We start from the raw sequence: 26,457 nt of genomic DNA on the forward strand, positions 1-26,457 counted from the left end.
ATGATTTACTTAAATAAACAAAGGTGGGATGACCATCAAGAAAAAATATATTGTTCTCATGTTTGTTATAGTATTTGTATTATTTAATGGCGGTCGATTATTTATGGCGAATCCAGAGAAAAACGAACTCAAAAAGGCTACCACTTCATACTTATCGGAAAAAGGCTACGATACCGAGAAGGACATAGCAGACATATATGTTGTAAATATGGGACAAGATGAAGTGATATATTCATCCGTTGTTACGTTTACCGATGAACCAAAGGTTGAGTATTTCTATTCCTACCATAAAAATACAAAAGAATTAAAGCAAATTAGTTACGTCAATAAAGGAACTAAGCAAGCATTAAAACATCAAGAAAGTTAAATTGAATTAAGTCTTCCAATATCAATTCTGATAGATGGAGGTGAAAGCTTGAGAAATAAACAATTTATGTTCTGGAGTATAATAGCTGTCATTCTAGTATTGATATGGCTCTTCACATAGTAATACATATATAATATATGCATTTATTAGAGTAGGCGCGTTTAACACCGACGCGTTTTTTTTTGTGAAAAAAGTGAAATAATCTTGATTGTATTCCGACTAATTAACAGAGGTGAATGGTATTGGGGGTTAACGAATGGAGACTGACAAAAATAAAATATCCGAATGGTTTTATATGTACAGTACAGATATTTACCATTATTTAATTTATTTTACGGGGTCCCATGATGTTGAAGATTTGGTGCAGGAGGTATTTTATCGTGCCATCAAAGGCTTAGACTCGTATGATGGGAGAGCTGTGCCCAAAACCTGGCTGTTCGGAATTGCAAGGCATGTAGGTATTGATGAAATAAGAAAACAAAAACGATTACATTTGAAACATACATTATCGTTTGGCAACGAAGATGAGCCGAAGCTTGATATGACCCCAGAAGATTTATGCCTCATAAGTGAGAAACAAGAAATTCTTTACAAGGCCATTCTCTCATTGAAGAAAAATTATAGAGATGTACTTATTTTAAGAGGGATTAAAGACCTAACCGTAACGGAAGTTTCAGACATTCTCGGGTGGAACGAAAACAAAGTTCGGATAACATTTCATCGAGCACTCAAAGCATTACAAAAAGTAAAGGGGAGGCTGTCACAATGAAAAATCAAAATGATCATAATTTTGATGAACTAATTGATGAACTTGGTTCGCTTCCAGACCCGGATTACACTAAACAAGCTCAAGATAACATTCATCACAATCTCATGCATGACATGGATAAAAAGAATAAGGATAATAAGTGGAAACTCCCTGTAAAAAAAATTGGCTTAGGCATGGTTGGTCTGCTGGCGGTCCTCTTGTTTTCAATTTTATATTTGCCGTATTTTCAACAGCCATTTTCAGGTGAGAATGAAAGTCCTACAGAAGGTGATTGGGAGGTAAGCACTGAGTATACCGAAGACGATAAGGTTCTTTTTGACGTTTCACCAGACCCTAATCTGACTTCAGGAAAACCATTTGGATATACTTTTAGCTTTAAGGAACAATTTGAAACGTACGAAGGTAAAGAATTGGCGGTTTACGCTTATCATAAGACATCGGGCGAGAAAATAACAGCTGTTCAACCCACATTGATTTCTGAACCTTCCCCAGGTTATCAAACACTTGAAAGATTCACAGCAACGTTTGACCTCCCTTCAAAAGGGTTGTGGAGGTATGTAGTGGAGCTGGATGGGATACGTTATGGAGATGTCGTCCTTCAAGTGGGAGGAGATTGACGTTTATCGTGAAGCGTATAAGCCAGTAGCATTACATGCCATTTTTACTCAGATATAGTCCGCTCCGCTCGAAATACGATCCCCCGCCCCTGTCTATCAAAAAGAATCCCTCTGCGGAGGGGGGTTACGATTCTAACTAAGCTGGATATAAGCTGAAACGTGAGCGATACGAGCCAAAACGAGCAACATTCAAGCATCACAAGAGCGGGCATAGGCAATACGAGCCGAATTGGGAGTGTTTCATGCCGACACAGAGGACCACCGCCCCAGTCTGCAGAAAAACCACGCCAATTGCTGAGATTTTCATGCCAAATCGAGAAGTTTACGTGCCAAGCAAATAATACAATCCAGAAAGACAGCATTAATGCCATGTCCAATCAGTTATGACTCCCTCATTCCGAAATACGATCCCCGCCCCTGGCTATCAAGAAAAATCCCTCCGAGGAGGGGTTTTATAATCCAATCTGATTTAGATATAAGCCAAAACAAGCAATATTCAAGCATCACAAGAGCATGCCCGGTAATTACGAGCAGGAGCGAACAAGGATCATGCCGAAATAGCACATTACCGCTCCAGTCTGCAGAAAACCAGTCCAAAAACCTGCCATTTACATGCCAAATCAAGAAGCTTACGTGCCCCAGACGAAATACGAGCCAGAAGTAACGTCTTACATTCCCCAACAATCTAAATACAAGCCACCCCACCCAATTTTTTTAGCAAAGCATGTCACACTGTTAATTTAAGTGCAGATTCATTTGACACTTCGTCCATTGATGTAAAAATATTCTGAATTTATACTAGATTGGAAGCTTCAAAAGGAAGAGAATCTTTCAATCGAGGTGAAAAAATGGAGACAACGTTCTCAAAATCGAATCAGTTAGTTATTCAGAATTTTATTAATGGAGAATGGGTTTCGTCTGAAGGAGATCAACAGGAGGAAGTGTTCAATCCTGCTACAGGAGAAGTCATAGCGAGTGTTCCGATTTCATCGCATGAGGATGTAGATAAAGCTGTACAATCGGCGCGTGAAGCGTTCAGAAGCTGGAAGAAAACGCCGGTCCCGAAGCGGGCGCGTATCATGTTCAAGTACCACCAGCTTCTGGAAGATAATCGTGAAGATTTAGCAATAGCGTTGACCCAGGAAAACGGGAAAACGTATAAGGATGCGTCTGGGGAAGTTCAACGTGGCATTGAGTGTGTGGAGTTTGCGGCTGGGGCTCCGAGTTTGATGATGGGGGATGTTTTACCTGACATAGCGGAAGGGATCGACTCTGGTATGTATCGCTATCCGGTCGGGGTTGTCGGGGGCATTACACCGTTTAACTTCCCGATGATGGTGCCGTTATGGATGTTCCCGCTTGCCCTTGTATGTGGGAATACTTTCGTATTGAAACCTTCGGAACGCACGCCGATTTTAGCGAAAATGTTAGTGGAACTGATTCATGAAGCAGGTCTGCCAAAGGGCGTGCTTAATTTGGTGAACGGGGCGCATGATGTTGTGAACGGGTTGCTTGAGCACGAGGAGGTCGATGCAATTTCTTTCGTAGGCTCTCAACCGGTGGCAGAGCACGTGTATAAAACGGCTGCCAACCATGGGAAACGTGTGCAAGCCTTGGCAGGAGCGAAAAATCACTCGATCGTGATGCCAGATTGCAATCTGGATAAATCTGTTGAAGGTATTATTAACGCTGCCTTTGGTAGTGCTGGGGAGCGTTGTATGGCTTGTTCCGTTGTCGTAGCCGTCGGTGATGTGGCCGACGAGCTTGTAGCGAAATTGAAGGAAGCTGCCGATAACCTTAATGTTGGAAACGGGCTAGACAAGGAGACGGATTTAGGGCCTTTAATTCGTGATTCGCACAGGGACCGTGTGCTTAGCTATATCGAAGCGGGAGAGGCGGATAACGCGAAACTAGTCCGTGATGGCAGGGTCGAACTTCGTGACAATGAATTCGGCTATTTTTTAGGCGCCACTATTTTTGATTATGTGACGGAGGATATGAAGATTTGGAAAGATGAAATTTTCGCTCCAGTCCTGAGTATCGTGAGAGCGGATACGCTCGACGAGGCCATTGAAACCGCGAACAAATCAGAATTCGCAAACGGTGCTGTCATTTATACGTCGAGTGGCGGGGCTGTGCAACAGTTCCGGGAAGAGATGGACGCCGGCATGCTTGGTGTGAACGTCAATGTTCCTGCTCCTATGGCCTTCTTCCCATTCTCTGGAAATAAAAAATCGTTCTATGGTGATCTTCACGCCAACGGGAAAGATGGATTGAATTTTTATACGAAGCGAAAAATGCTCACACAGCGGTGGTACTGATAGCTATGAAAAGCGGAAGTCTCTCAGGGATTTCCGCTTTTCATTTTTTACGAAACATACAGCACACCAAGAGAAACATTTTACATTATGTATAATGGATTTTTTATTAAAATCATGTAAAGTATGAATATGTTACAAAATATTATGAAAATTAAAAAAATGGGAGGATGGTCAGAAAAAAGATAGGGCTGGGGCGTTTTCTGACAATCGTACTTAAGCATTTACATGGTACATAAAGGAGGAGTTAATGTGTCTGATAAAGTGCAAATCGGTTTAATACAAGCGTCTCATGATGTTGATGGAAACGAACCGGTGGAGGTCCATAAGCAGGAATCGATCGAAAAACATATTAAACTCGTCAGGGAAGCAGCGGATAAAGGGGCTCAGATCATTTGTCTTCAAGAAATTTTTTATGGTCCATACTTTTGCTCGGAACAGAGTCCGAAATGGTATGACGCTGCAGAAGAAATTCCGAATGGACCGACGACGATCCGCTTTCAGGAACTTGCTAAAGAGCTGGGCGTGGTCATTGTGCTGCCCATCTATGAAAGAGAAGGGATTGCTACCTACTATAATACTGCGGCCGTTATTGATGCAGATGGTTCTTATCTAGGAAAGTACCGCAAGCACCACATTCCTCAAGTTGGCGTGGGAGATAAAGGGTATGGCTTCTGGGAGAAATTTTATTTCAAACCTGGGAACTTAGGTTATTCCGTTTTTGATACGGCGTTTGCTAAAGTAGGCGTTTATATTTGTTATGATCGTCACTTCCCCGAAGGTGCTAGAGTACTCGGTTTGAGTGGAGCGGAAATTGTCTTCAATCCGTCTGCAACGGTTGCCGGTTTATCGGAGTACCTCTGGAAATTGGAACAGCCGGCTCATGCGGTAGCTAATGGTTATTATTTGGGGGCAATCAATCGTGTCGGTTATGAAGGTCCATGGAATATGGGCGAGTTTTACGGTCAATCCTACCTGGTTGATCCGCGCGGGAATTTCGTCGCTACAGCCAGCCGGGATCAAGACGAAGTGATCGTGGGTGAAATGGACAAGAGATTTATTCGAGAAGTTCGTGACACATGGCAATTTTATCGTGATCGCCGGCCGGAAACGTACGAAAAGATGGGCGAACTTCTCCCTTAAAACAGTAGACACAGTGAGTAGAAGAAGTTCTGCATAGAGCAAAGAAAAATAAATCATTTTTCTCTATGTAGAACTTTTTTATTGATGCACCTGGCAGTTTATTAAAAGGAGGTTCACGGCATTGACCACATTGAAGAGTAAAGGGATATCCTTAGAGAATTTGAAGCTTAATTTTGAAGAAGTCCATGATGGCCTGAATGCCCAGGAAGCAATGGAAGAATCCAATCGGTGTTTGTATTGCTACGATGCTCCTTGTATCAAAGCGTGTCCGACAGGTATTGATATCCCTAAATTTATCAAAAAGATTGCTTCTGGCAACTTAAAAGGTTCCGCGACGACCATCATGAGCGCGAACCCTGTTGGGGCTTCATGTGCACGGGTTTGCCCGACGGAAGAGCTGTGTGAGGGGGCATGTGTGCTGAACCACTCGACGGAACCGATCGTGATCGGTGATTTACAACGATTTGCAACCGATTGGGCGATTAAGAATGAACAGATCTTATTCAAACCAGGTGAAAAGAACGGGAGAAAGGTCGCCGTAGTCGGCGGGGGGCCTGCAGGACTTTCAGCAGCTCGGGAGCTTGCGCGATTCGGTTATGAGGTCACGATTTTTGAAGCGGCAGAGGAAGCGGGAGGCTTAGATACGTATGGCATCGTCTCCTTCCGGTTACCTCAGGATATTTCGCGCTGGGAAGTGGATCAAGTCGAAAAATTGGATGTCGAGATCCGAACGAATACTCGTGTTGGGACCGATGTGACGTTTGATGAGCTAGCTGAACAGTATGATTCTATTGTTCTAACAATCGGAATGGGAAATGTGCCGATGCTTGGAATTGAAGGAGAAAACCTTGAAGGGGTCCACGATGCGATTGAGTTTGTGAAAAGGACCAAATCAGGAGCCATCACCAAGGAGTTACTCGGAAAAAATGTCGTGGTAGTCGGCGCCGGTAACACAGCTATTGATGCAGCGACGTGTGCGGCTCGTAAAGGGGCAGCGGATGTGAAAATCGTTTACCGCCGGACAGCTAAGGAAATGACGGCGTATGAATTTGAGTACGATTTTGCCAAACAGGATGACGTTGAATTCAACTGGCTCACTCAACCGATCGAAATCATCGGGGATAACACTGGGAAGGTGACGCAGCTCAAATGTGTCAAGATGGATCTGGGTGAGGCGGACGAGGACGGACGCAGAAGACCAGTGCCAGTAGAGAATTCCGAATTTAATATCGAAGTCGATGCCGTCATCAAAGCGATTGGGCAATCGCGTTACACCGATTTGATCGAGGGGTTTGGACTCGACCATGAAGGCGGCGTTGTCAAAGTGGATCCTGAAACGTTACAAACGTCCAACCCGAACGTGTATGCAGCGGGTGATGTGATTTTTGCCAAAGGACAAGGCGAAGCGATGGTCGTCACGGCTGCCCAGCAAGGCAAAGAGATTGCCATGGCGATCCATAAGCAGCTGGACCCCACCCCAACGGCGATCATCTAATACTTATTAATAGGAGGCACCTATACATGGCCGATTTGAGTTTGAATCTTGCAGGAATAAAATCTCCCAACCCCTTTTGGCTAGCTTCTGCTCCACCGACCAATTCCGGGTACCAGGTACAACGGGCGTTCGAAGCGGGCTGGGGCGGAGCCGTTTGGAAGACATTGGGGGAGCCGATTTTGAACGTTTCGTCCCGCTTTGCGGCCGTTGGTTTTAACGGACAAAATGTCGCGGGTTTTAACAATATCGAATTGATCACCGATCGCCCGCTTGAGGTGAATTTAAAAGAAATTTATGAAACGAAAAAGAAGTTCCCGAATCATGCGATTATTGCGTCTCTGATGGTCGAGCCGACTCAGGAAAAGTGGCATGAGATCGTCAAAAAAGTGGAAGATGTGGGCGTCGACGGCTTGGAACTCAACTTCGGCTGTCCGCATGGGATGGCGGAACGCGGCATGGGCTCGGCATCTGGACAAGTTCCTGAACTCGTCGAAAAGCAGACCGCCTGGGTGAAAGAGGTGGCGGAAACGCCTGTCATCGTCAAGCTTACGCCGAATATTACCGACATCACGTTTACAGCAGAAGCAGCTGTTAAAGGCGGAGCCGACGCTGTGAGTATGATCAATACCATCAATAGTTTGGCCGGTGTAGATATTGATACATGGGATACGATTCCGAATGTTGCCGGGAAGGGGGCCCATGGAGGCTATTGTGGTCCTGCTGTTAAGCCGATTGCGCTTAATATGGTAGCCGAATGTGCGCGGCATCCGAGAATCAATGTTCCGATTTCAGGCATGGGAGGTGTATCAAGCTGGCGTGAAGCAGTCGAATTCATGCTGATGGGCGCCACGGGCGTCCAGGTCTGTACAGCGGCTATGCACCACGGTTTCAGTATCGTCGAAGATATGAAAGACGGACTGAACAACTATCTCGATGAAAAAGGCATTAATTCAGTGATGGATCTTGTCGGTCAATCGGTCGAAAAGTACTCCGACTGGGGGAACTTGGATCTCAATCACCAAATCGTCGCTAAAATCAATAACGACGTGTGCATCAACTGTAATAAGTGCCACATTGCGTGTGAGGACACATCGCACCAGTGTATCGACATGCTTAAAGATGAACAAGGCAACGATATTTTGAAAGTAAGGGAAGAAGATTGCGTTGGGTGTAATCTGTGTTCCATCGTCTGCCCGGTCGATGGTGCGATTGATATGGTGGAGTACGCGAATGGTAAACCGCCGATGACATGGAATGAAAGACAGGCGGCCATCGGTGCAGTATCTTCATGCGATGTGGACTTAATCAAATAAATAAATTTTCAATGGAGGGTGAATGATGAAAAAAATCATTAAAAACGGCATTATCGTCACGGCAGCGGACACGTACAAAGCGGATATTATGGTGGAAAACGAAAAAATCGTTTTGATTGGCAAAGATCTTACCGATTCTGCGGCAGAAGTCATTGATGCTAAAGGGAATTATATCTTCCCCGGAGGCGTTGACCCCCATACGCACTTAGAGATGCCGTTTGGCGGTACGGTAAGTAAAGATGACTTTGAAACGGGTACGATCGCTGCAGCCCATGGCGGCACGACGACAGTTATTGATTTTTGCCTCACCAACAAAGGACAACCGCTCCAGGACTCCATCGATCAGTGGCATGCAAAATCCATGGATAAATCCGTCATCGATTATAGCTTTCATCTGATGATCAGCGAAATGAATGATAGTGTGCTAGAACAACTTCCGAGCGTTATAGAGGAGGAAGGCATCACGTCTTTTAAAGTGTTCATGGCGTATAAAAATGTGTTCCAGGCGGATGATGAAACACTATTTCGAACCCTGGAAGAAGCTAAACGACTAGGCGCCCTTGTTATGGTGCATGCAGAAAATGGGGACGTCATCGATCACCTGGTGAAAAAGGCGCTCGCCGCTGGACAAACTGACCCCATCTATCATGCGTTGACACGTCCGCCTGAAGTAGAAGGGGAGGCCACCGGTCGAGCGGCACAACTGACGGGTCTCGCTGATTCCCAGTTGTACGTCGTTCATGTGTCGTGCGAAGACGCCGTTAAAGAGATATCTGAAGCAAGGAAAAAAGGCTATCAAGTCATAGGGGAAACCTGTCCACAGTATTTAGTACTCGATCAGAGTTATTTAGAAAAGCCGGACTTTGAAGGCGCTAAGTATGTTTGGTCCCCACCTCTTCGCGAGAAAAAGAACCAAGATGTCCTTTGGAGCGCCTTGAAGAATGGGGAACTGCAGACATTAGGTTCCGATCAGTGCTCCTTTGACTTTAATGGCCAGAAAGATTTAGGAAAAGGAGACTTCACGAAGATCCCGAATGGCGGACCGATCATCGAAGATCGCGTGAGCATCCTCTTCTCGGAAGGCGTGAAAAAAGGCAGAATCAGCTTGAACCAGTTCGTGGATATCACCTCGACTCGCATTGCTAAGACATTCGGCCTCTACCCGCAAAAAGGAACGATTTCAGTTGGAGCAGACGCCGATCTGGTCATCTTCGATCCAGATGTGGAGCGCACCATTTCTGTTGAAACGAGTCACATGGCTGCAGACTACAATCCATTTGAAGGGATGAACGTAACGGGCCAGCCTGTCAGTGTGTTATCACGTGGAGAATTTGTTATTCGTGACAAGGAGTTCGTAGGGAAAGTTGGTTCCGGAAACTATCTGAAACGCGCACGCTTTGGTGAACTGAAACCTTCACAAGAAGAACTTTATCAATAAGAATAAATTGACCTAGCTGCTTGGCTATTAACCAACAAGCTAAGCAGCTTTGGGATAATGGGGGTTCGTTACCGTATAAGGGGGAGGGGTGGCTTGGAAACAACTCGCTTTCCTGTGGGGAACCGGCAAGCCTCCTCGGTCGCTTCACTCCCTGTGGGGTCTTGCCGAGCTCCTTTTCCCACGGGAGTCTCGTCGTTTCCAAGCCACCCCATCGACATACAAATGAACGAACCCTCGTAACAGGAAAAGGAAGCTTGCTTAGTGCCCAAAGCGAATGATGTCCCGGCACTTCGAAAAACGCTATCCGTGATGTAAGCCTCCGAAACCATGAGCTTGCTCGATCAATGAATAACGATTTCATCGTCCATCAACAACGTTTCATAAGTCAAAAAAATTAAAGGAATCAATAGGAGGAGTCCTGTCCATGGACAAAAAAGATAATCATTTGATGTCGCCGGACCTTATGCCCATTCCTCATCAGGATAAGAAAATTGGAACACTTGGATTTACGTTTATGTGGGTGGGCATGGCCGTTGTATTAGCTGCATTTGCGATTGGGGGTGCAGGAGTTCAAGAGATCTCACTTATCTGGGTCGTGTTAGGCACACTCCTTGGCACCATTTTGATTGGGTTCGCCATTACGCTGACCGCAGATATAGGGATTGAACATGGCATATCATTTCCTGTTTATATGAGGGCGCCATTCGGAACCTTAGGCACGCATTTCCCTTCTGTCGTCAGAGGTCTGGCAGCATCCATGTGGTTCGGGATCAATACGTTTTTTGGTTCGACCGCCATCAATGGCATTTTAAATATTTTGACTGGCTTTGATAACTGGTTTATCTGTTACGTGCTTTTTGCATTATTTCAATTATTCAATACGGCACTCGGCATCAAGGCAGTTGAAAAGTTTGCTGATTTGGCTGCTCCGATCATCATCCTTATCGGTGTTTGGATGTATTTCAATTTAGCAGGCACAGCTTCGAGCCAAGGAAAAGATATCTGGGCATGGGTGGAAAGCCCGGTCACAGGCGGGGCAGCTTTTACTGCTTTCGTCGTCGTGGTGGTGAGTAATATGGGCTATTGGGCCACCCTGGCTGCTGATATTTCGTCTATCTCACGCTTCATTAAAGCTCCTAAGCATGAACGGAACTGGGTTAAACGGAACAAAGGCGCGTTGGTAGGAAGTTTAGTAGCATTGCCTCTGACGCAAACGTTCATCGTTGTATTGGGTGCCGTTTCTTATATTGCCGTTTCGAACTTTGACCCTGTGGTAGCCTTACAAGAATCGGCAAGTGGTTTAGTGCTGGGCATTCTATTATTAATGATTGTTCTGGCCCAATGGTCGACGAATGTATCAGCCAACATTGTTCCGGCCGCGACGATTTTCTCTAATGTTGGAGGACCGAAGCTTCCTTTTTGGGCAGGCGTATTTGCCGCAGGGTTTGTGGGAACAATTATCCAACCTTGGAGCGTATTTAATCTACTGATTCCCGTCTTGCTGATCGCCGCAGCCATCCTGTCTGTCATCGTTGGGATCATTTTTGCCGACTATTATCTGTTAAGAAAAAGAAGGATGAATGTCTATGATCTGTATAAGAGCGGCGGGCAATACCGCTATGACGGAGGCATCAATTGGGCTGGAGGTATTTCGTGGGTCATCGGGAGTATCTTTGCGTATACATTCAGTACCTATTCTTTCTTTGTCGGATTTGCCGTCGGTGCACTCAGCTATTATCTGTTAGCGAAATATTGGTATTTCAAAAAGTACCCACAAGCTGAAATCGATAATCCGAGTGATGACGAATACCTTGGCATCACAGTAGGACGCGATTGGGAGATCGGACCAGGATTTGAAGAAGAAAGCATTGGAAAGAGAAAGAGTACGGGTACAGAAGGAATTGTACCAAAACCAGAAGTCTAAAGGGGGTCAACCATGTCGTCTTATCGAGAATTTGAAGCAGAACGAGAGAAAATCGATTTTTTACTCGAGCAAGGCTATATGATCAAAGGGGTGACAGAAAACTTAAATGGGGCTTTTCTTGAATTCGAGTACCAGGGGAGTGAAGTAGAGAAAAATAAGCAAGAGGTCTTGCAGATCCTTCATCCGGACGCCAGGAAATACTTTTCTACCATTTTAGTTCAGCAACAAAAAAAGCAAAAAGTATAATAGGTTGTCATGCAAGGGATCGACGATGCTCGGTCCCTTACATTTTGTAAGATTATCTCACAATTGGTTAGATTTTTCAGATACTTTATAGTACCTTTAAAGAGGGGTATTTCTATGAAGTATCGCATTTCGATTGAACATATTCTGCAAAGGGATCACTTTGAGTCTGCCGAAGTCGTGGCTGGTCGTAAAGGGCTCGGGCGTTTAGTCAAGTGGGTGCACGTATTCGAAATGACTGAGGTTAGGGGAAACCTCAAAGGTGGAGAATTAGTTTTATCAACGGGATTTGGTTGGAAAAATGATGATGACTTATTTCTATGTTTGTTGGGCCAATTGATCAAGCGGAAAGTAGCGGGAATTTGTATTGAACTGGGGAGCTTCGTCGATCATATTTCGGATGAAGCAATAGAACTAGCTGATCAACATGACTTCCCGATTGTGGTTTTTAACGAAGAAGTGTCCTTCGTCGAAATCACGCAAGACGTCCATGCTGCATTGATCAACCAGCAATATGAACTGATTGCGAATCTTGAAGATTATGCCCAACGTTTGAATAAACGCCTTCTGTCGATCGATAACTATTTTGACATCTTAAAAAATCTACAACAATATGTTAATTGTCAATTGGTTTACATATCCAAGGATCATAAGGTGGTCACCATTCCCACCCTAAGAGAAAAAGAGCGGGAGAAAACACTTTCTCTTTTAAATGACCCGGCTCAATGCCCTTCAAAATGCACGTTGAAGCAGCCTGTCCAAGTGTTTGAACGCGAGTTCGCGAACATCTATTTAATGTCGGAGCACCGGGAGTTCGGTGAATTTGAGTCGCTCTTGCTGGATCGTACAGCCACAGCTCTTGCTCAGTTTCTTTTGCGTGAACTTTATACAGAGGAAAAGAGGAAGGCGCAGGAAACGGAATGGTTGACTGAATGGCTGCAAGGCGGGCATAGCCTGGAGGAAATCACAAGCTACTTAGCGGCTTATAAAATCAATAGCTCGGTTACGGGAGCCGTTACGCTTACCGTGAAATTAAAATTGGCAGCAGACCACCAGGCTACGCCGGACATTACGTACTTGAATATGCTGATCCACAACATTTTTGATCAAAATGGCTATTTCGTTTTCCCGGTAGAAAAGCGTCATTTGCTCACATTCATTCTCGTGAACAAAAAAGGCGAAGAAGATTGGAAGAGCAGAATTAAAAGAGGGATTCAACGATTGGAAAAAATCAGCCTCCTCCAAGCCTCAAGCATTTCATCCTTTCAAGTAGCGGGTGGAAAATATGTGAGGGAGTTGGATCGGTTATACGAAAGTTTTCAAACCGCGCAGGAAACGTTGACCATTCAAGACAAACTTCCGCCAGGTCATGGGAAGTACTTTTATGAAGATTTGCATATGTATCGGTTGATTTCACTTGTACATAAACACAGCAATTTAAATGGCCTGGTTCAAGAATATTTAGAGCCCATCATCGCGTATGATCACAAACATAACACCACACTCTTAGAAACGTTAAAAGTTTATTTAGCCTGCAACGGATCCAAAAAAGAAACAGCCGCGAGAGTGTTCGTTGTCAGGCAAACGTTGTACCATCGGCTAGAAAAGCTGGAAAAACTGCTTGGGGCCGATTTTATGGAAACAGAGAAAAGGCAGGTCCTCGAGTTTGCTCTCTTAGCTTATGAGTATCAGCAGTCTATTCCTCAGGAACGATCTGAAACCTTACCATAAAAAATAGAGCAAAGCGAACCGTCATTCACTTATCGATTTGGATAAGTGTTTTTTTATTGGCATTGATAAGTCATTATGAAAGAAAGAAAATAACCATTTGACACAATGTCTAATGAAAAACCTCAATCAATATTAGATAATTGAGACAATTCAAAAAATGATGATCTACAAGCAAATAAGGAGGTATCTCCGTTGACAAAAGCTGAGGTTAAGCATGAAATGCCCACCAAGGATGAAAAGTACGTATGGCACTCGATGAAACCCTATAATCCTGACGCGACCATGATTATAAAAAGTGCCAAAGGCTCATGGCTTACAGACGTAGAGGGCAACAAATTTTTAGATGCGATGTCTGGGTTATGGTGTGTCAATATCGGCTATGGAAGAGAAGAATTAGCTCAGGCCGCTTTTGAACAGATGAAGGAATTATCATATATGCCTATGACACAAAGTCACGAATCCGCTATCAAGTTAGGTGAAAAAATCAACCAGCTCTTAGGTGAAGATTATGTCGTATTCTTTTCGAACAGCGGTTCCGAAGCCAATGAAGCTGCTTTCAAAATGGTCCGCCAATATCATCAGCAAAAAGGAGACTATTACCGTTCCAAATTCATTTCCAGATATCGGGCGTACCATGGAAATTCGACGAGTTCCCTCGCTGCAACTGGCCAGGCGCAACGAAAATATAAATACGAGCCACTAGGACCCGGATTTCTCCATGTGGCCCCGCCAGATGAATACCGGAATGACCATAGTGAGCTCGACCGCTGGGGAGCAAAAGAGATCGATCAAGTGATGACTTGGGAACAAAGCGAGTCGATCGCTGGTGTGATTATGGAACCTATCATTACAGGGGGCGGCGTCCTCTTCCCGCCTGAACAGTATATGAAAGAAGTAAAGAAGATTTGTGAGCACCACGGAGCCCTTATGATCGTAGATGAAGTTATTTGCGGGTTCGGCAGGACAGGTGAGCCGTTCGGGTTCATGAATTATGGCGTCAAACCAGATATCATTACAATGGCCAAAGGCATCACAAGTGCGTACTTGCCCCTTTCTGCCACAGCCGTAAAACGGGAAATCTATGAAGCTTTTTGTGGGCAAGAAACCTATGATTTCTTCCGCCATGTCAATACGTTCGGCGGAAACCCAGCCTCCTGTGCCCTTGCACTAAAAAACATTGAAATAATGGAAACAGAAAACCTGTTTGAGCGCTCTAAACAATTGGGTGACGTTATGAAGAATGACTTGAACAACCGCCTGCAGACGCATGCCCATGTGGGAGATATCAGAGGAAAAGGTCTGCTGATAGGCATTGAATTAGTAGAGAATAAACAAACAAAAGCCCCACTCGCTTCTGATAAAGTCGATCAAGTGATCGGTTACTGCAAAGAGAAAGGGATCATTATCGGGAAGAACGGCATGACCGTTGCAGGTTTCAATAATGTGCTTACGCTTGCGCCGCCGCTGACAATTGAAGAAGAAGACGTACACTTATTAGTGAATACGCTGGTCGCTGGAATCAACCAGATATAAATGAAAGGGTGCAGCCCCTGAAAAGGGGATGCGCCCTTTTTTGTATCGAGAATGAATAACGAACGCCAGATATCATTGCGAGAATGATAAAAATTTGAAATAATTGTCATTATATTTAAATGAAATAGATCTTTATTAGGGGAGTGCTCTTCGTTGAAAAAGTGCCTGTTTGTGTTTTTGGCCAGTTTGTTAGTTGTCGGTTGCCAGAGTAAGGCAGAAAGCTCAGAATTTAGTTTAGGTAATATTTACCCCAGTGAACTTAAAAACAAGCAACATTATTTTTTAGTCGTTCCTTTTGAATGGAGCGGAAAAGAAGGTACTGAATTAGATTCTCTACATATTCTTAACAACAACGATGAGCGTACAGCTATGAATGCCAATTTTTATATTGGGGCAGAAACGAAAAAAACAGGTGTATATCGACGGGATAAAATCGGCGAAAAACAAGATGTCCAGGGGTATAGATTATCAGAGCATCAAACGTTAATAATGGAATTGAATGTAAATGAGGAATTAAATAGTGCTGAGCGTTTGAAGTTTGTATATGAAGTAGATGGCAAACAGGAGCAAAAAGTTATCAACTGGGATACCCTTCAGGAACTGAAAAACGATGAATAGCTCAATAAGTAGAACTCTTACACGTTTTGATTTCAGAATGCGGGGCGGGAACGACGATAAACCCGGCAGAAGCGATGATAAAACTGAGAGTAGCTCTTCCAGATTGGTTAGCCGCTGTTTTGGATCGTATTCCGCAGTAGATGGCTTGTAAATTGGCCTAAGATTATAAAATTCTCTAGTGGGAGTATGAGTAGCTGATTTTGGCGTGGTGTAGTTCGGATTTGGCATGGTGGAAGCTTCGTTCGGCTCGTTTCTATCCAAATGTGGCATGCAAACCTTCCTTCCGCTCAGTGCAGGATTATTTCTTATGAAGCTTGCTTATTTACACAACCAGCTGGCTTATAACGTAACAATCTCGGCTTATATCCCCCACCACTTGGATTGAATTTTTTTCTCCCTCATATAGCAAGATTAATTAGTCAGAAAACGGCTTATATACATCGGCCCACGGAGCATTCCAGGCTTAAGTTGGCTTATTTTTCAAATTCCACTCTTCCGCTTGGACTCAGACAGTCGAGAAAGTCTCGGCGTCCAGAGTAGTTTCCTGAATCCTCACGCCAATGTAAGACGTTGACGTGTCTAGATTACATTCCAGTCTCACGCAATACAATCTCTAAACAAGGGTGTTCTTTTATGAGGATATCCTGTAAACTTAATTTGTCAGAAAATTATTTGAATTGAAAAGGGGCTGATCGTATGACATACATAAATAAGGTGGTACACCCAAGTCGTCCTGTTCTCTAGTCTAAAACCATATGAGGGGATGAGTCATTGAAAGCATTATTCTTTTTATATGAAGGATATGTTGATTGGGAAATCAGTCCTTTATCTTACATGTTGAGTATTTCAGACGTCGATATTAAAACCACGGCGTTAAAAGAGGAAGTTACTCACGAAGGAAAATTTACCGTGAAGGTTGATGTGGAGATTGAAGCATGTGACCCATCTGATTATGATATTTTAATCATACCGGGCGGCGAGCCAGCCCCATTTCATAAAGAGGAACGCGTGTTAAATCTCATTAGAGGGTTTGACGAACAAGGTAAAAGAATGGCAGCAATTTGCGGGGGCCCGACCTTTTTAGCGGCTGCAGGTGTTCTGAGGGAACGAACATATTCAACTTCGATTGATGACAACCCTGCGTATGCAGATTATTTCAATGACCATTTTCTCAGCGAGAAGGATGTAACGGTTTGCGAAAATCTAATTACGGCTGAAGGCAATGCTTATATTGAGTTCGCGATTGCTGTGGGAAAAGAACTGAACATTTTTGATGATCGGGAAGATGAGTTAGAGACTGTACTATTCTTTAAAAATCAATTAAGGAGTTAAGTTAGGTTTCTCGTAATACGAAATCAAGGTTGGTGAATATATGAACAGTCAGACATTAATAAATGGATTAAGAGGAGATTCAGCTCACGTTAATCCATCCAACGTTTTTGAGGAATTAGATTGGGAAACTGCAGGGGAAACGATTGAACGTTCACCGTACACGGTGTGGGAACTGATCTGGCATATGAATTATTGGCAACGTTTCCTACTAGAGTTGATCCAGGGGAAAGAACCTGTTTATCCGGAACATAGTGACGAATCGTGGCCCAGGAACAAAATGCCCCAGAGTAAAGCGGAATGGGATGAAGAGGTTTCGCGGTTCACGAATGACGTGAAAATAGCGGAGGAAGAATGTGAAAAGGATTTAAATGAAATGTGTAGTACAGACAACACGACGCGACAGTCGTTACTCATGGACCTGGTTATTCACAATAGCTATCACGGTGGTCAGGTCGTCTTGCTGCGTCGCCAACTGGGTAGTTGGCCGCCTCCATCAGGGGGCGACACGTGGTAAGGGATTCGGCGAGTCATCCATTTTAAAAGTCTCTCCTCGGAGGGGCTTTTTTTATTTTGGTACCACAAAATATGCCATATATATGCTTTAATACTGGTATAATAAGATTAATAAATAATTTCGCAATGAAACTACCCCCATAACGCGTACTTTTTGTCATAACAGATATAACAGGACACATTTAGATGAGATGATACAACCATAGAGGGGATTCGGATGGAAACAATAGAAGAATGGGTAAAAGCGATTCGATTTGACCAGACTCACGTGATCTCCCAACCAGCGGAGCTTCAATTAATCGGGCAGGGCCGCAGCGCTGCTGTGTTTAAGCTGCCTGATGCTGCTCAAGCCATCAAAGTATTTTATCCGGGATATGAGTACTTGGCGATGAAAGAAGCGGACGTGTATCAACGGCTGGCTCATCATCATGCCTATCCTGAATTGAGGGAGGCAGGCGATGGTTACCTTGTGTTGGAGTATTTAGATGGCACCACATTTTACGATTGCCTTCGAACGGGCATTCCGATTACGCCCCGCATGGTAAGCATGGTGGATGAGGCGCTGGAGTATGCGAGGTCAAAAGGGTTGAACCCGTCGGATATTCATTTGAAAAACATCATTTTCACCACCGATCAAACTGTGAAAGTCATTGATGTGGTCCGGTTCACGCAACATAAAAATTGTCCGCATTGGAGCGATTTAAAAAAAGCTTATTTTGCCTATTACCAAAGGCGGTTCTTCCCGAAACGGTATCCTAAACTCATCATGGAGCTCGTCATCAGATTGTACCGCAAACGATTGCTGCAACAAAAGACAGGCTAGAAGGAGCAGAGGCGATCTCTGCTCCTTTGTTATAGGGGAATATGATATAATTCCGGTACTTAATTGGATTTGGAGGGTCACTGCTGTGGCGGACAAAGAAGTAACGACGGTCCAATCGGTCGATCGTGCCTTAGTCATTTTAGATATATTAAAGTCCCATCCTGAAGGGTTAGGCGTCACGGAATTATCCCACCGACTGGACGTCTCGAAAAGCACCATCCACCGATTGCTCAGCTCCCTGCTGAAGCAAGGTTACGTCAAACAGGATGCCGAACATGAAAGGTATGCGCTCGGATTGACATTAATCGAACTGGGCGAAGTCGTCTCAAGCCAATTGGATATTCGCCGCATTGCCGCCCCGTACCTGACACAGCTGGCAGGCTCTACTGGGGAAACGGTCCACCTCGTCATGATGGACAATCTGGAAATTGTTTATATCGATAAAACCGAACCCGATGCCACCATACGCATGTTCTCAAGAATCGGCAAGCGCGCGCCCATGCATTGCACAGGCGTCGGGAAGGCCATGTTAGCATTCCTGCCGCCAGATAAGATTGATGCCGTATTAAGCGAACGTCCGATGACGCGATTTACAAACCAAACCATTACCGATCCAGACGACATGAAAACTCACCTGGAAGAAATCCGGCGCCGCGGTGTTGCGTTTGACATGGAAGAACACGAAGAAGGCATCACGTGTGCGGCTGCACCTCTTTTTAATTATAAAGGCGAAGTCGTGGCTGGGATCAGTATCGCTGGCCCGATCATGCGAGTTGATGATGCCAAATTGTCTGTTTTCGCCCGGGAGGTTCACCATGCTGCGGCCACGATATCAAAGGCGCTCGGTTTATGAAATGGAACCATCATTATGGACGAGCCGGGGATGGTTAATAAGGAGTTTGTGAGCTAATTGACAGGTGTGATTGCTCATATTGGGAGTTATTTTGGCTCGTATGTTTAGGGAGATCGATCCTTCCCTGTCCACCCTTTAGAATAATTTCTTAATTGTAAAGATGCTTCGCAATTAGCGTCACATCAATTTTAAATAGGCATTATCAAAAGCAATGAAGTTCTTGCTTTTGATAATGCCTATTTAAATAGTGAAAGAGTAAACCAAATAATTTAGTTAAGCGGTTACCTTGCGAAGTCAGACATCTTATTACATTTTTACTTAAAAGTGTAAGTCTTTTTACTTATTTTAAAGACATTCTTATAACTTTTCGAAAAATTTATTGAAATAATCAGATAATTTATGTAACATAGTCATCAAATATTAGGTAAGCGCTTACCTTAACATGTGTATGGGGAGGAAGTGTATGGAGATTGCATTTAATGAAGCTACATCATTGGATAATTCTCGATTAGAAGATGACTTATATTATTGTGAAAAGCATGGGTTTGACTATATTGAAATTCGGCTCGATAAACTGAAAGAGTATTTACTTACACATTCCGTTAACGACCTGGAAAGGTTTTTTTTCTCTTCATCTTTGAAACCGCTATCATTAAATGCATTGGAAGAATTTACTTTCAGAAATAAAACGGACCTTGCTTTAATGAAAGAAGATTTAGCTTTAATGATAGAAGTGGCAAAATTGATTAATTGTGACACGATTGTCGCTGTTCCCACGTTTAATATTGAACAGGACTGGCAGGTAATCAAACAAGAAACTATTACTAGACTAAATGAATTTTTAGAAGTCATCGAACAAACTGAATTAAATCTTGCGATAGAGTTTGTCGGTTATCCAAATTGTTCGGTGAATACATTAGAGCAGTCTATAGAGATTATTGAAACTATTGGGCATCCTCAACTTGGTTTAGTCTTTGATTGTTTTCATTTTCATGCAATGAATTCAAGCTTTACTGCTTTAGATTCCTTGCCTCTTGAAAAGATGTTCCTCTTTCATATAGATGATTGTGAAGAGAAATTACCTGGGGTTTTAAGAGATTACCATCGTTTATGGCCAGGGGAGGGGGTTATTCCTTTACACAGAATATTTGCTTCGCTTTACCAAAAAGGCTTTAAAGGTCCAGTCTCAGTAGAGGTTTTTCGCCCGGAATATTGGGAACTTGAACCTGATGAATGCATCAGGATTGCCAAAGAAAAGACTATTAAGGTTATAGAAAGGAGTTTTTACAATTTATAGAAAAAGGGGTATGAGCATGAAGAAACTACTGATTCCATTAACCGTCCTCATGGTATTGGTTTTAACGGCTTGTGGCGGGAATGAAACAAGCTCAGGAGAAGGGGAGGAAACTATTTCGGTAGCTATGGTGGCAGGGGTTGAGTCTTCGGCCATTAAACAGTTAATTCCAGAGTTTGAAGAAGAGACTGGGGTTAAGGTGGAATGGAATGAATTTGATTATAACACTCTATATGAACGCATCAATAATGACTTGAGAAATGGAGGTAAAACATATGATGTAATTTTTGCTGATGATCCTTGGATGCCAATGTTTGCAGGTGGTGGATTTCTAACTCCTTTAGATGAATTAGGCTATACACCGAGTGACGATTTCGCTAAATCATCACGTCAGGTTAGCATGTGGCCAGCGCCAGAGGGTCCTCGTTTGCCTGGTGCTGATGAAGATGAAGAATCTAGATATTATGGAGTTCCGCAAGTTGGTAATGTACAGCTGTTTTTCTATCGAAAAGACATATTAGAGGAAATACCTAAAACATGGCAAGACCTTGAGACAGCCATAGAGGAGCATAAAGGTGAAACTGATTACGGTTTTGTCCACAGAGGGGCTAGAGGAAACCCTATAGCTACAAATTTCAACGCTTTTCTGTGGTCTCATGGAGCTGACTTCTTTGATGAAAATTGGAACGTAACTTTAGATAGTTCAGAAGCGGTTGAAGCTCTCGAAAAGTATTTAAGTTTAACAGAGTATGCTCCTGATGGGATAGCGAATTATAACGCAGATTCTTTAGGGCGAACAATGGCCAACGGTGAAGGGTTAACGTCAATTGTATGGCCGGTATGGGCACAAACAATGGAAGATGAAGAGAAATCAGAGGTTGTAGGTAAAATGGGATATGGTCTTGTACCTAAGGCGGAAGGTCATGATCATGCGCCTATGATCGGTAATTGGCTCTTTGGTATTCCGAAAGGGTCTGATAAGAAGGAAAGCGCTTTATCATTTATTAAATGGGCTTCATCTAAAGACGTGCAAACAGAAATGACGAAGCTGGGTGGATTGCCTACCCGAACTAGCGTCCTAACGGATGAAGAATTATTGAAAGACTACCCGTATTTAGAAGCTGTAGAAGAAGGGTTGCAAACTGCTAAGTGGCGCCCGCGTACTCCTTTGTATTCTCAAATTGAGCAAATCTACGGGACGCATCTAAATCGTGCCATAACAGGTGAACTGAGTGCAGAAGAAGCACTCACAGGGGCAGCTGACAAGATAAGACAATTAATGGAAGAAAACGGATATTAAAATTCATAATTAGATAGGGGGGGTTCACTCCTCTCTTATCTTATTAGGGGTGAACTAAATGAATACCAAGGGCCAAGCGTTAAAAAAGGTTCTGCCTAATAACATGCTAAACAAAAGAAAAGGTTCTGCTCCTGGCTTATCCAGTGATAAAAAACTGGCTGTAAGGTTGTTAACGCCAACATTCATATTGTTGGCATTACTTACATTATTCCCTATCGGGTATGCAGTGTATATTTCGTTATCCTCTTTTGATACGTTTGGCAATCATACAGGGTTTGTTGGGTTGGAGAACTTCATAAAAACGTTGACTAATGGGACTTTTTGGAACTCTATTTATGTCACATTATTATTTACTGCACTAGCAGTGGGATCTCAAATATTTTTGGGTTTCAATCTTGCTTTAATTATGTCGAGAGATAGTAATGCGATGAAGTATTTACGCTGGTTGCTCATTATTCCTATGATGCTTTCCCCTTTAGTTGTAGCTATTGTATTTAGGCTAATGCTGAATACGGATATGGGGATTATTAACTATATGTTGCAGGGTTTGGGTCTACAAAAGATAAATTTCTTAGGAGAGCCTGTGTTGGCGTTCTTATCTTTAGTTGTTGTTGACATATGGCAGTGGACTCCAATGGTTTTTTTGATTATCTTAGCTGGCATGCAGTCCTTGCCAAAAGATCCATTTGAAGCAGCAAACATTGATGGAGCATCAAAGCTGCAAACAATAAGGTATGTCATGATCCCGATGTTAAAACCCGTGATTGTCGTTGCGCTTGTGATTAGAACAATGGACGCCTTAAGAACGTTTGATCAAGTATTTGTGCTTACCCAGGGAGGTCCTGGAAGAGCTACAGAAACAGTGAGTTTTCTAATGTATCGACAAGCTATGAAATTCTCAGAATTTGGATTTGCTTCTGCAGGGTTACTGATTGTTCTGGTTATTACAATCGTTATTTCGTCACTTCTGATTAAGTTAATGAATTCTTCTCAAGCAGCTAACTAGAAAGGAGCAATTGTTATGGCAATGATTTCCGCCAAACAAGAAGGCTGGAAAATAAAATTATTGCGAGGTTCCTTCTTAACCACAGCGATTATTTTTGTTCTGTTTCCTCTTTATTGGATGGTTATTACAAGCTTTAAAACAGAAGGGGAATTATTTGCAGACAAACAAACGTTTTTCCCTGAGAATTTTACCTTTCAATATTATTTAGATCCGGTAGAGGGGATATTTTCGCCTAATAATCCATTTATGCAGTTCTTTTTAAACAGTACCATTGTAGCCTTTGTTTCTACGCTTTTGTGTTTAACGATTGGATCTTTCTCAGCATATAGCTTAGCTCGCTTCAAAATGAAAGGGAAACGAAATGAAAGACTATCATTTATTATCCTTACAGCAAGGATGCTACCTCCAATTGTTATTGTAGTGCCACTATATTTAATCATGCAAAAATTAGGGCTTTTAAATACACTATGGGCGATGTTAATCGTATACACAGGTTTTAACCTACCATTTGTTGTTTGGATGCTTAAAGCTTTTTTTGAAGAAATCCCAGATTCTTTAGAAGAATCTGCCATGATGGATGGATCCTCTCGCTTCATGGCTTTCGTTAAAATTGTACTGCCCCTTGCTCTTCCGGGGCTTGTAGCAACATCAATCTTTACAATCATCCTGACATGGAATGAATTTCTGTTCGCGATGTTTTTATTAAATAATACAGACGTCATGACACTTCCTGCTGGGATTTCTACATTCATAACCCAGTATAAGACGAACTGGGGAGCATTGACGGCTGCTGCATCGATGTCTATCCTGCCTGTTCTAATCTTTTCATTCTTAGTACAAAAACACTTAGTTAAAGGAATGACTATGGGGGCGGTCAAAGGGTAGTAAATTTTAATAATAGAGGTGGTACGAAATGGAACAAATTAGCGCAGCAATTATCGGAGCAGGGCGAATAGGTAAATTGCATGCAGACCATTTAATAGAATCAGAAGACTTCCGCTTAACAGCAATTGCGGATGTATTTACAGATCATATAAAAGACACGAAATACGAATCTGCTGCAGATTATCTTACACATGATACTGAGACAATCTTTAAGGATGACAGGATTGACGCTGTATTTATATGTTCGTCCACGAGCACGCATCCTCAATTAATAAAACAAGCAGCAGTGTCGGGTAAGCACATTTTTTGTGAAAAACCAATTAGCTTTTCTTTAAAAGAATCTAAAGAGGCGGTGGATGCTGCTAAAAAGCAGAATGTCATTTTTCAGGTGGGTTTTAATCGACGATTTGATAAGCATTTCAAAAAAGTAAAAGATGCAGTGTTTAATAAAAAGATAGGCGAGCCTCATATAGTGAAAATTAGTTCGCGAGATCCAGAGCCGCCACCCGAAGCGTATATTACTACTTCAGGAGGCTTATTTATGGATATGACAATACATGATTTTGATATGATCCGTTTTTTAACAGGTAAAGATGTAGTAGAAATTCAAGTAAATGCAGCTCAGCTCGTTGATGAACGGTTTAAACGCACGGGGGATGTTGATACAGCCATCATTACAGTCACTTTCTCAGATGAGTCGATTGGCGTCATAGATAATAGCAGACAAGCTGTGTATGGTTATGATCAAAGGATTGAAGTATTTGGTAGTGAGGGAGTGGTTTCTGCTGATAACGAGGCGACTACTAACGTAACTATCCAAACCAAAGAAGCTGTTACACTTGATCATCCAAAATATTTCTTTTTGGATCGATATATTGAAGCATATAAAGAAGAGGTGAGAGCATTTGCATCAGCTATAAAGAGTGAGGCCCAAGTTTTGTGTAGTGGTGAAGATGGGTTCAAAGCTGAACTATTAGCACATGCAGCTAAGAAATCATATGAAGAAGCAAGGAAAGTAACAATTGATGAAATTGAATTAGATTTAGTGAGTGAGGTTTGAATTTTTACATGTTGAGTTAAGCGCTTACCTTACTATTTTAATCTAGGAGGCTGAAAATGTCAGATTTATTAGTACAGTCTAAAACAACTGCAAAAGATGGTAAGAGAATTGACATAAACCCAACGAGTGCAGGTTGGGAACATGTTGGTTTTCAAGTATATCTGTTGCAAGAAGGAGACATTATCGATCAACAGACGAATGACGAGGAAATATGTGTAGTTGTATTAAGTGGCAGAGTATCAGTAAATACCACACAAGAGAAATTTGAGAATATCGGAAAACGAATGGATGTGTTTGAAAAAATACCTCCTTATTCTGTCTACGTACCTAGTAAGGATGATATTAAGGTGGAAGCTTTAACAGTGGCAGAAGTCGCTTTTTGTAAAGCTCCTGGTAAGGGTAACTATCGAGCGAGACTTATTCCCCCCGAAGATGTCGGAGTAGAGGATCGTGGTGAAGGAAACACCTCACGTAAGATACACAATATCCTTCCGGAAGAAGAAGCGGCAGACAGTTTGCTGATCGTAGAAGTCTACACTCCGGAGGGCAACACATCAAGTTACCCCCCCCATAAACATGATGAATTGAATTTACCCCACGAGTCTAAATTGGAAGAAACGTATTACCACAAGTTAAACCCTGATAAAGGCTTCGTCTTTCAAAGAGTTTACACGGATGATCGTTCTTTAGACGAATCCATGGCAGTAGGACACGACAATGTGGTTCTCGTACCAAAAGGATACCATCCAGTATCTGCGATTTCAGGATACGATTCATATTATTTGAACGTTATGGCAGGACCAAAAAGAACGTGGAAATTTCACACAGATCCACAACATGAATGGTTATTTAATTGGTAAGGAGGGATGTACATGTATAATCTTAATTTTGTGCAAGACCGTTTATACGATCTAGTAGGGCTAGGGAGATTATGTCTGGATTTAAATACAGATCAAATAAACTGCCCCATGGAAGAGACGGAATCTTTTACAAAATATGTAGGAGGTTCTCCGGCTAATATCACTATTGGTGCATCTAGGTTAGGGTTGCAAACAGGTTTTATCGGTAAGATTTCTGATGATCAGCATGGTCGCTTTATCACGAGGTATTTGAAAAAAAATGAAATAAGTACAGAAGGGGTGTCGGTTGATAAAACAGGTGCTGTTACAGGGCTTGCTTTTACAGAAATTAAAAGCCCCGAGGACTGCAGTATATTAATGTATAGAGACAATGTAGCTGATTTACTATTGAAACCCGAAGAAGTATCAGAGGATTACATTAAGCGTGCTAAGGCTTTGTTAATTTCCGGAACCGCCTTATCCGCAAATCCATCACGAGAAGCTGTATTCCTTGCATTGGATTATGCTAACAAACATGACACGAAAGTGATTTTGGATATCGATTACCGTCCTTACACCTGGGCATCAGAAGGAGAAACAGCAGTATATTTCAATTTAGCCTCGGAAAAATGTGACGTCATAATTGGTACAAGGGAAGAATTTGATATGATGGAGCAATTTGAATCAGAAGAAAATGATGATTATAAAACAGCGAACAAATGGTTTAATCATAAAGCTGAGATTGTGGTGATTAAACATGGAGTAAAAGGATCAATTGCTTATACAAAAGCTGGCCAAGCGTTTACCGGGGGCACCTTTGAAACTAAGGTATTGAAAACATTCGGCGCTGGTGATGCCTACGCGTCTGCTTTCATATATGGGTTGTTGAATCAATGGGAACTGCCCAAAGCGATGGAATATGGCAGTGCTTCTGCAGCTATTGTTATTTCAAAACATAGTTGTTCTGATGCGATGCCCACAACTTCGGAGGTAAATTCGTTCATCGAAAAAGCTAAGCAACGGTCATAAAGCTTTATAAATTT

At 42.7% G+C, this 26,457-nt stretch carries 24 protein-coding genes; all 24 read left to right on the forward strand.

What is annotated here, in order from left to right; all coding sequences use genetic code 11:
- Nucleotides 1-28: 28 nt before the first annotated feature.
- The 24 genes from HOP45_RS01185 to iolC all read left to right on the forward strand — a co-directional run bounded on the left by HOP45_RS01185 (nucleotide 29) and on the right by iolC (nucleotide 26,443).
- The gene (locus HOP45_RS01185; protein WP_181347018.1) at nucleotides 29-367 is read left to right on the forward strand and encodes a DUF3139 domain-containing protein; all 339 of its coding nucleotides are present in this window, start codon (nucleotides 29-31) and stop codon (nucleotides 365-367) included.
- A gap of 256 nt (nucleotides 368-623) precedes the next feature.
- The gene (locus HOP45_RS01190) at nucleotides 624-1,136 is read left to right on the forward strand and encodes an RNA polymerase sigma factor (RefSeq protein WP_181347020.1); all 513 of its coding nucleotides are present in this window, start codon (nucleotides 624-626) and stop codon (nucleotides 1,134-1,136) included.
- A complete protein-coding gene (locus HOP45_RS01195; protein WP_181347021.1) occupies nucleotides 1,133-1,753 on the forward strand; it encodes a hypothetical protein in 621 nt (206 codons plus the stop codon). Before HOP45_RS01190 ends, HOP45_RS01195 begins: the two co-directional genes overlap by 4 nt.
- A gap of 848 nt (nucleotides 1,754-2,601) precedes the next feature.
- Nucleotides 2,602-4,074, forward strand: a complete 1,473-nt coding sequence (locus tag HOP45_RS01200; protein WP_181347022.1) for a CoA-acylating methylmalonate-semialdehyde dehydrogenase — start codon at nucleotides 2,602-2,604, stop codon at nucleotides 4,072-4,074.
- Between the two features lie 249 nt (nucleotides 4,075-4,323).
- A complete protein-coding gene (locus HOP45_RS01205) occupies nucleotides 4,324-5,214 on the forward strand; it encodes a nitrilase-related carbon-nitrogen hydrolase (protein WP_181347024.1) in 891 nt (296 codons plus the stop codon).
- 121 nt (nucleotides 5,215-5,335) lie between these two features.
- A complete protein-coding gene (locus HOP45_RS01210) occupies nucleotides 5,336-6,709 on the forward strand; it encodes an NAD(P)-dependent oxidoreductase (protein ID WP_181347026.1) in 1,374 nt (457 codons plus the stop codon).
- 26 nt (nucleotides 6,710-6,735) lie between these two features.
- Nucleotides 6,736-8,022, forward strand: a complete 1,287-nt coding sequence (gene preA / locus HOP45_RS01215) for an NAD-dependent dihydropyrimidine dehydrogenase subunit PreA (RefSeq protein WP_181347027.1) — start codon at nucleotides 6,736-6,738, stop codon at nucleotides 8,020-8,022.
- A gap of 25 nt (nucleotides 8,023-8,047) precedes the next feature.
- The gene (hydA, locus tag HOP45_RS01220) at nucleotides 8,048-9,460 is read left to right on the forward strand and encodes a dihydropyrimidinase (protein WP_181347028.1); all 1,413 of its coding nucleotides are present in this window, start codon (nucleotides 8,048-8,050) and stop codon (nucleotides 9,458-9,460) included.
- A gap of 424 nt (nucleotides 9,461-9,884) precedes the next feature.
- On the forward strand, nucleotides 9,885-11,384 hold the full coding sequence (locus tag HOP45_RS01225) for an NCS1 family transporter (protein ID WP_181347029.1): 1,500 nt from the start codon (nucleotides 9,885-9,887) through the stop codon (nucleotides 11,382-11,384).
- A 12-nt stretch (nucleotides 11,385-11,396) separates the two neighbouring features.
- Entirely contained in the window at nucleotides 11,397-11,630 is a 234-nt protein-coding gene (locus tag HOP45_RS01230; protein ID WP_181347030.1) for a hypothetical protein, read from the forward strand.
- Between the two features lie 114 nt (nucleotides 11,631-11,744).
- On the forward strand, nucleotides 11,745-13,358 hold the full coding sequence (locus HOP45_RS01235; RefSeq protein WP_181347031.1) for a PucR family transcriptional regulator: 1,614 nt from the start codon (nucleotides 11,745-11,747) through the stop codon (nucleotides 13,356-13,358).
- Nucleotides 13,359-13,550: 192 nt separating this feature from the next.
- The gene (locus HOP45_RS01240; protein ID WP_181347032.1) at nucleotides 13,551-14,891 is read left to right on the forward strand and encodes an aspartate aminotransferase family protein; all 1,341 of its coding nucleotides are present in this window, start codon (nucleotides 13,551-13,553) and stop codon (nucleotides 14,889-14,891) included.
- Between the two features lie 153 nt (nucleotides 14,892-15,044).
- Nucleotides 15,045-15,509 (forward strand): hypothetical protein, encoded by a 465-nt coding sequence (locus tag HOP45_RS01245; RefSeq protein WP_181347033.1) that lies wholly within the window; start codon nucleotides 15,045-15,047, stop codon nucleotides 15,507-15,509.
- 771 nt (nucleotides 15,510-16,280) lie between these two features.
- Complete coding sequence (locus HOP45_RS01250) at nucleotides 16,281-16,841, forward strand: DJ-1/PfpI family protein (protein WP_181347034.1); 561 nt, start codon at nucleotides 16,281-16,283, stop codon at nucleotides 16,839-16,841.
- Between the two features lie 40 nt (nucleotides 16,842-16,881).
- On the forward strand, nucleotides 16,882-17,355 hold the full coding sequence (locus HOP45_RS01255) for a DinB family protein (RefSeq protein ID WP_181347035.1): 474 nt from the start codon (nucleotides 16,882-16,884) through the stop codon (nucleotides 17,353-17,355).
- A gap of 216 nt (nucleotides 17,356-17,571) precedes the next feature.
- A complete protein-coding gene (locus tag HOP45_RS01260) occupies nucleotides 17,572-18,177 on the forward strand; it encodes a serine/threonine protein kinase (protein ID WP_181347037.1) in 606 nt (201 codons plus the stop codon).
- Between the two features lie 85 nt (nucleotides 18,178-18,262).
- Entirely contained in the window at nucleotides 18,263-19,030 is a 768-nt protein-coding gene (locus HOP45_RS01265; RefSeq protein ID WP_181347038.1) for an IclR family transcriptional regulator, read from the forward strand.
- A gap of 463 nt (nucleotides 19,031-19,493) precedes the next feature.
- Nucleotides 19,494-20,327 (forward strand): sugar phosphate isomerase/epimerase family protein, encoded by an 834-nt coding sequence (locus HOP45_RS01270; protein WP_181347041.1) that lies wholly within the window; start codon nucleotides 19,494-19,496, stop codon nucleotides 20,325-20,327.
- 16 nt (nucleotides 20,328-20,343) lie between these two features.
- Nucleotides 20,344-21,624: an extracellular solute-binding protein gene (locus HOP45_RS01275; RefSeq protein ID WP_181347042.1), complete on the forward strand. Its 1,281-nt coding sequence runs from the start codon at nucleotides 20,344-20,346 to the stop codon at nucleotides 21,622-21,624.
- Nucleotides 21,625-21,682: 58 nt separating this feature from the next.
- The gene (locus tag HOP45_RS01280; RefSeq protein WP_181347044.1) at nucleotides 21,683-22,630 is read left to right on the forward strand and encodes a carbohydrate ABC transporter permease; all 948 of its coding nucleotides are present in this window, start codon (nucleotides 21,683-21,685) and stop codon (nucleotides 22,628-22,630) included.
- A 15-nt stretch (nucleotides 22,631-22,645) separates the two neighbouring features.
- Nucleotides 22,646-23,515 carry a carbohydrate ABC transporter permease gene (locus tag HOP45_RS01285; protein ID WP_181347045.1) on the forward strand — a complete coding sequence of 290 codons (870 nt, stop codon included), beginning with the start codon at nucleotides 22,646-22,648 and terminating at the stop codon, nucleotides 23,513-23,515.
- Between the two features lie 28 nt (nucleotides 23,516-23,543).
- On the forward strand, nucleotides 23,544-24,575 hold the full coding sequence (iolG, locus tag HOP45_RS01290; protein ID WP_181347046.1) for an inositol 2-dehydrogenase: 1,032 nt from the start codon (nucleotides 23,544-23,546) through the stop codon (nucleotides 24,573-24,575).
- 56 nt (nucleotides 24,576-24,631) lie between these two features.
- Nucleotides 24,632-25,435: a 5-deoxy-glucuronate isomerase gene (gene iolB / locus HOP45_RS01295; RefSeq protein ID WP_181347047.1), complete on the forward strand. Its 804-nt coding sequence runs from the start codon at nucleotides 24,632-24,634 to the stop codon at nucleotides 25,433-25,435.
- A gap of 12 nt (nucleotides 25,436-25,447) precedes the next feature.
- Nucleotides 25,448-26,443: a 5-dehydro-2-deoxygluconokinase gene (iolC, locus tag HOP45_RS01300; protein WP_181347048.1), complete on the forward strand. Its 996-nt coding sequence runs from the start codon at nucleotides 25,448-25,450 to the stop codon at nucleotides 26,441-26,443.
- Nucleotides 26,444-26,457 lie beyond the last annotated feature (14 nt).

The sequence above is a fragment of the Thalassobacillus sp. CUG 92003 genome (assembly GCF_013618635.1).
Taxonomy (GTDB): Bacteria; Bacillota; Bacilli; order Bacillales; family Halobacillaceae; genus CUG-92003.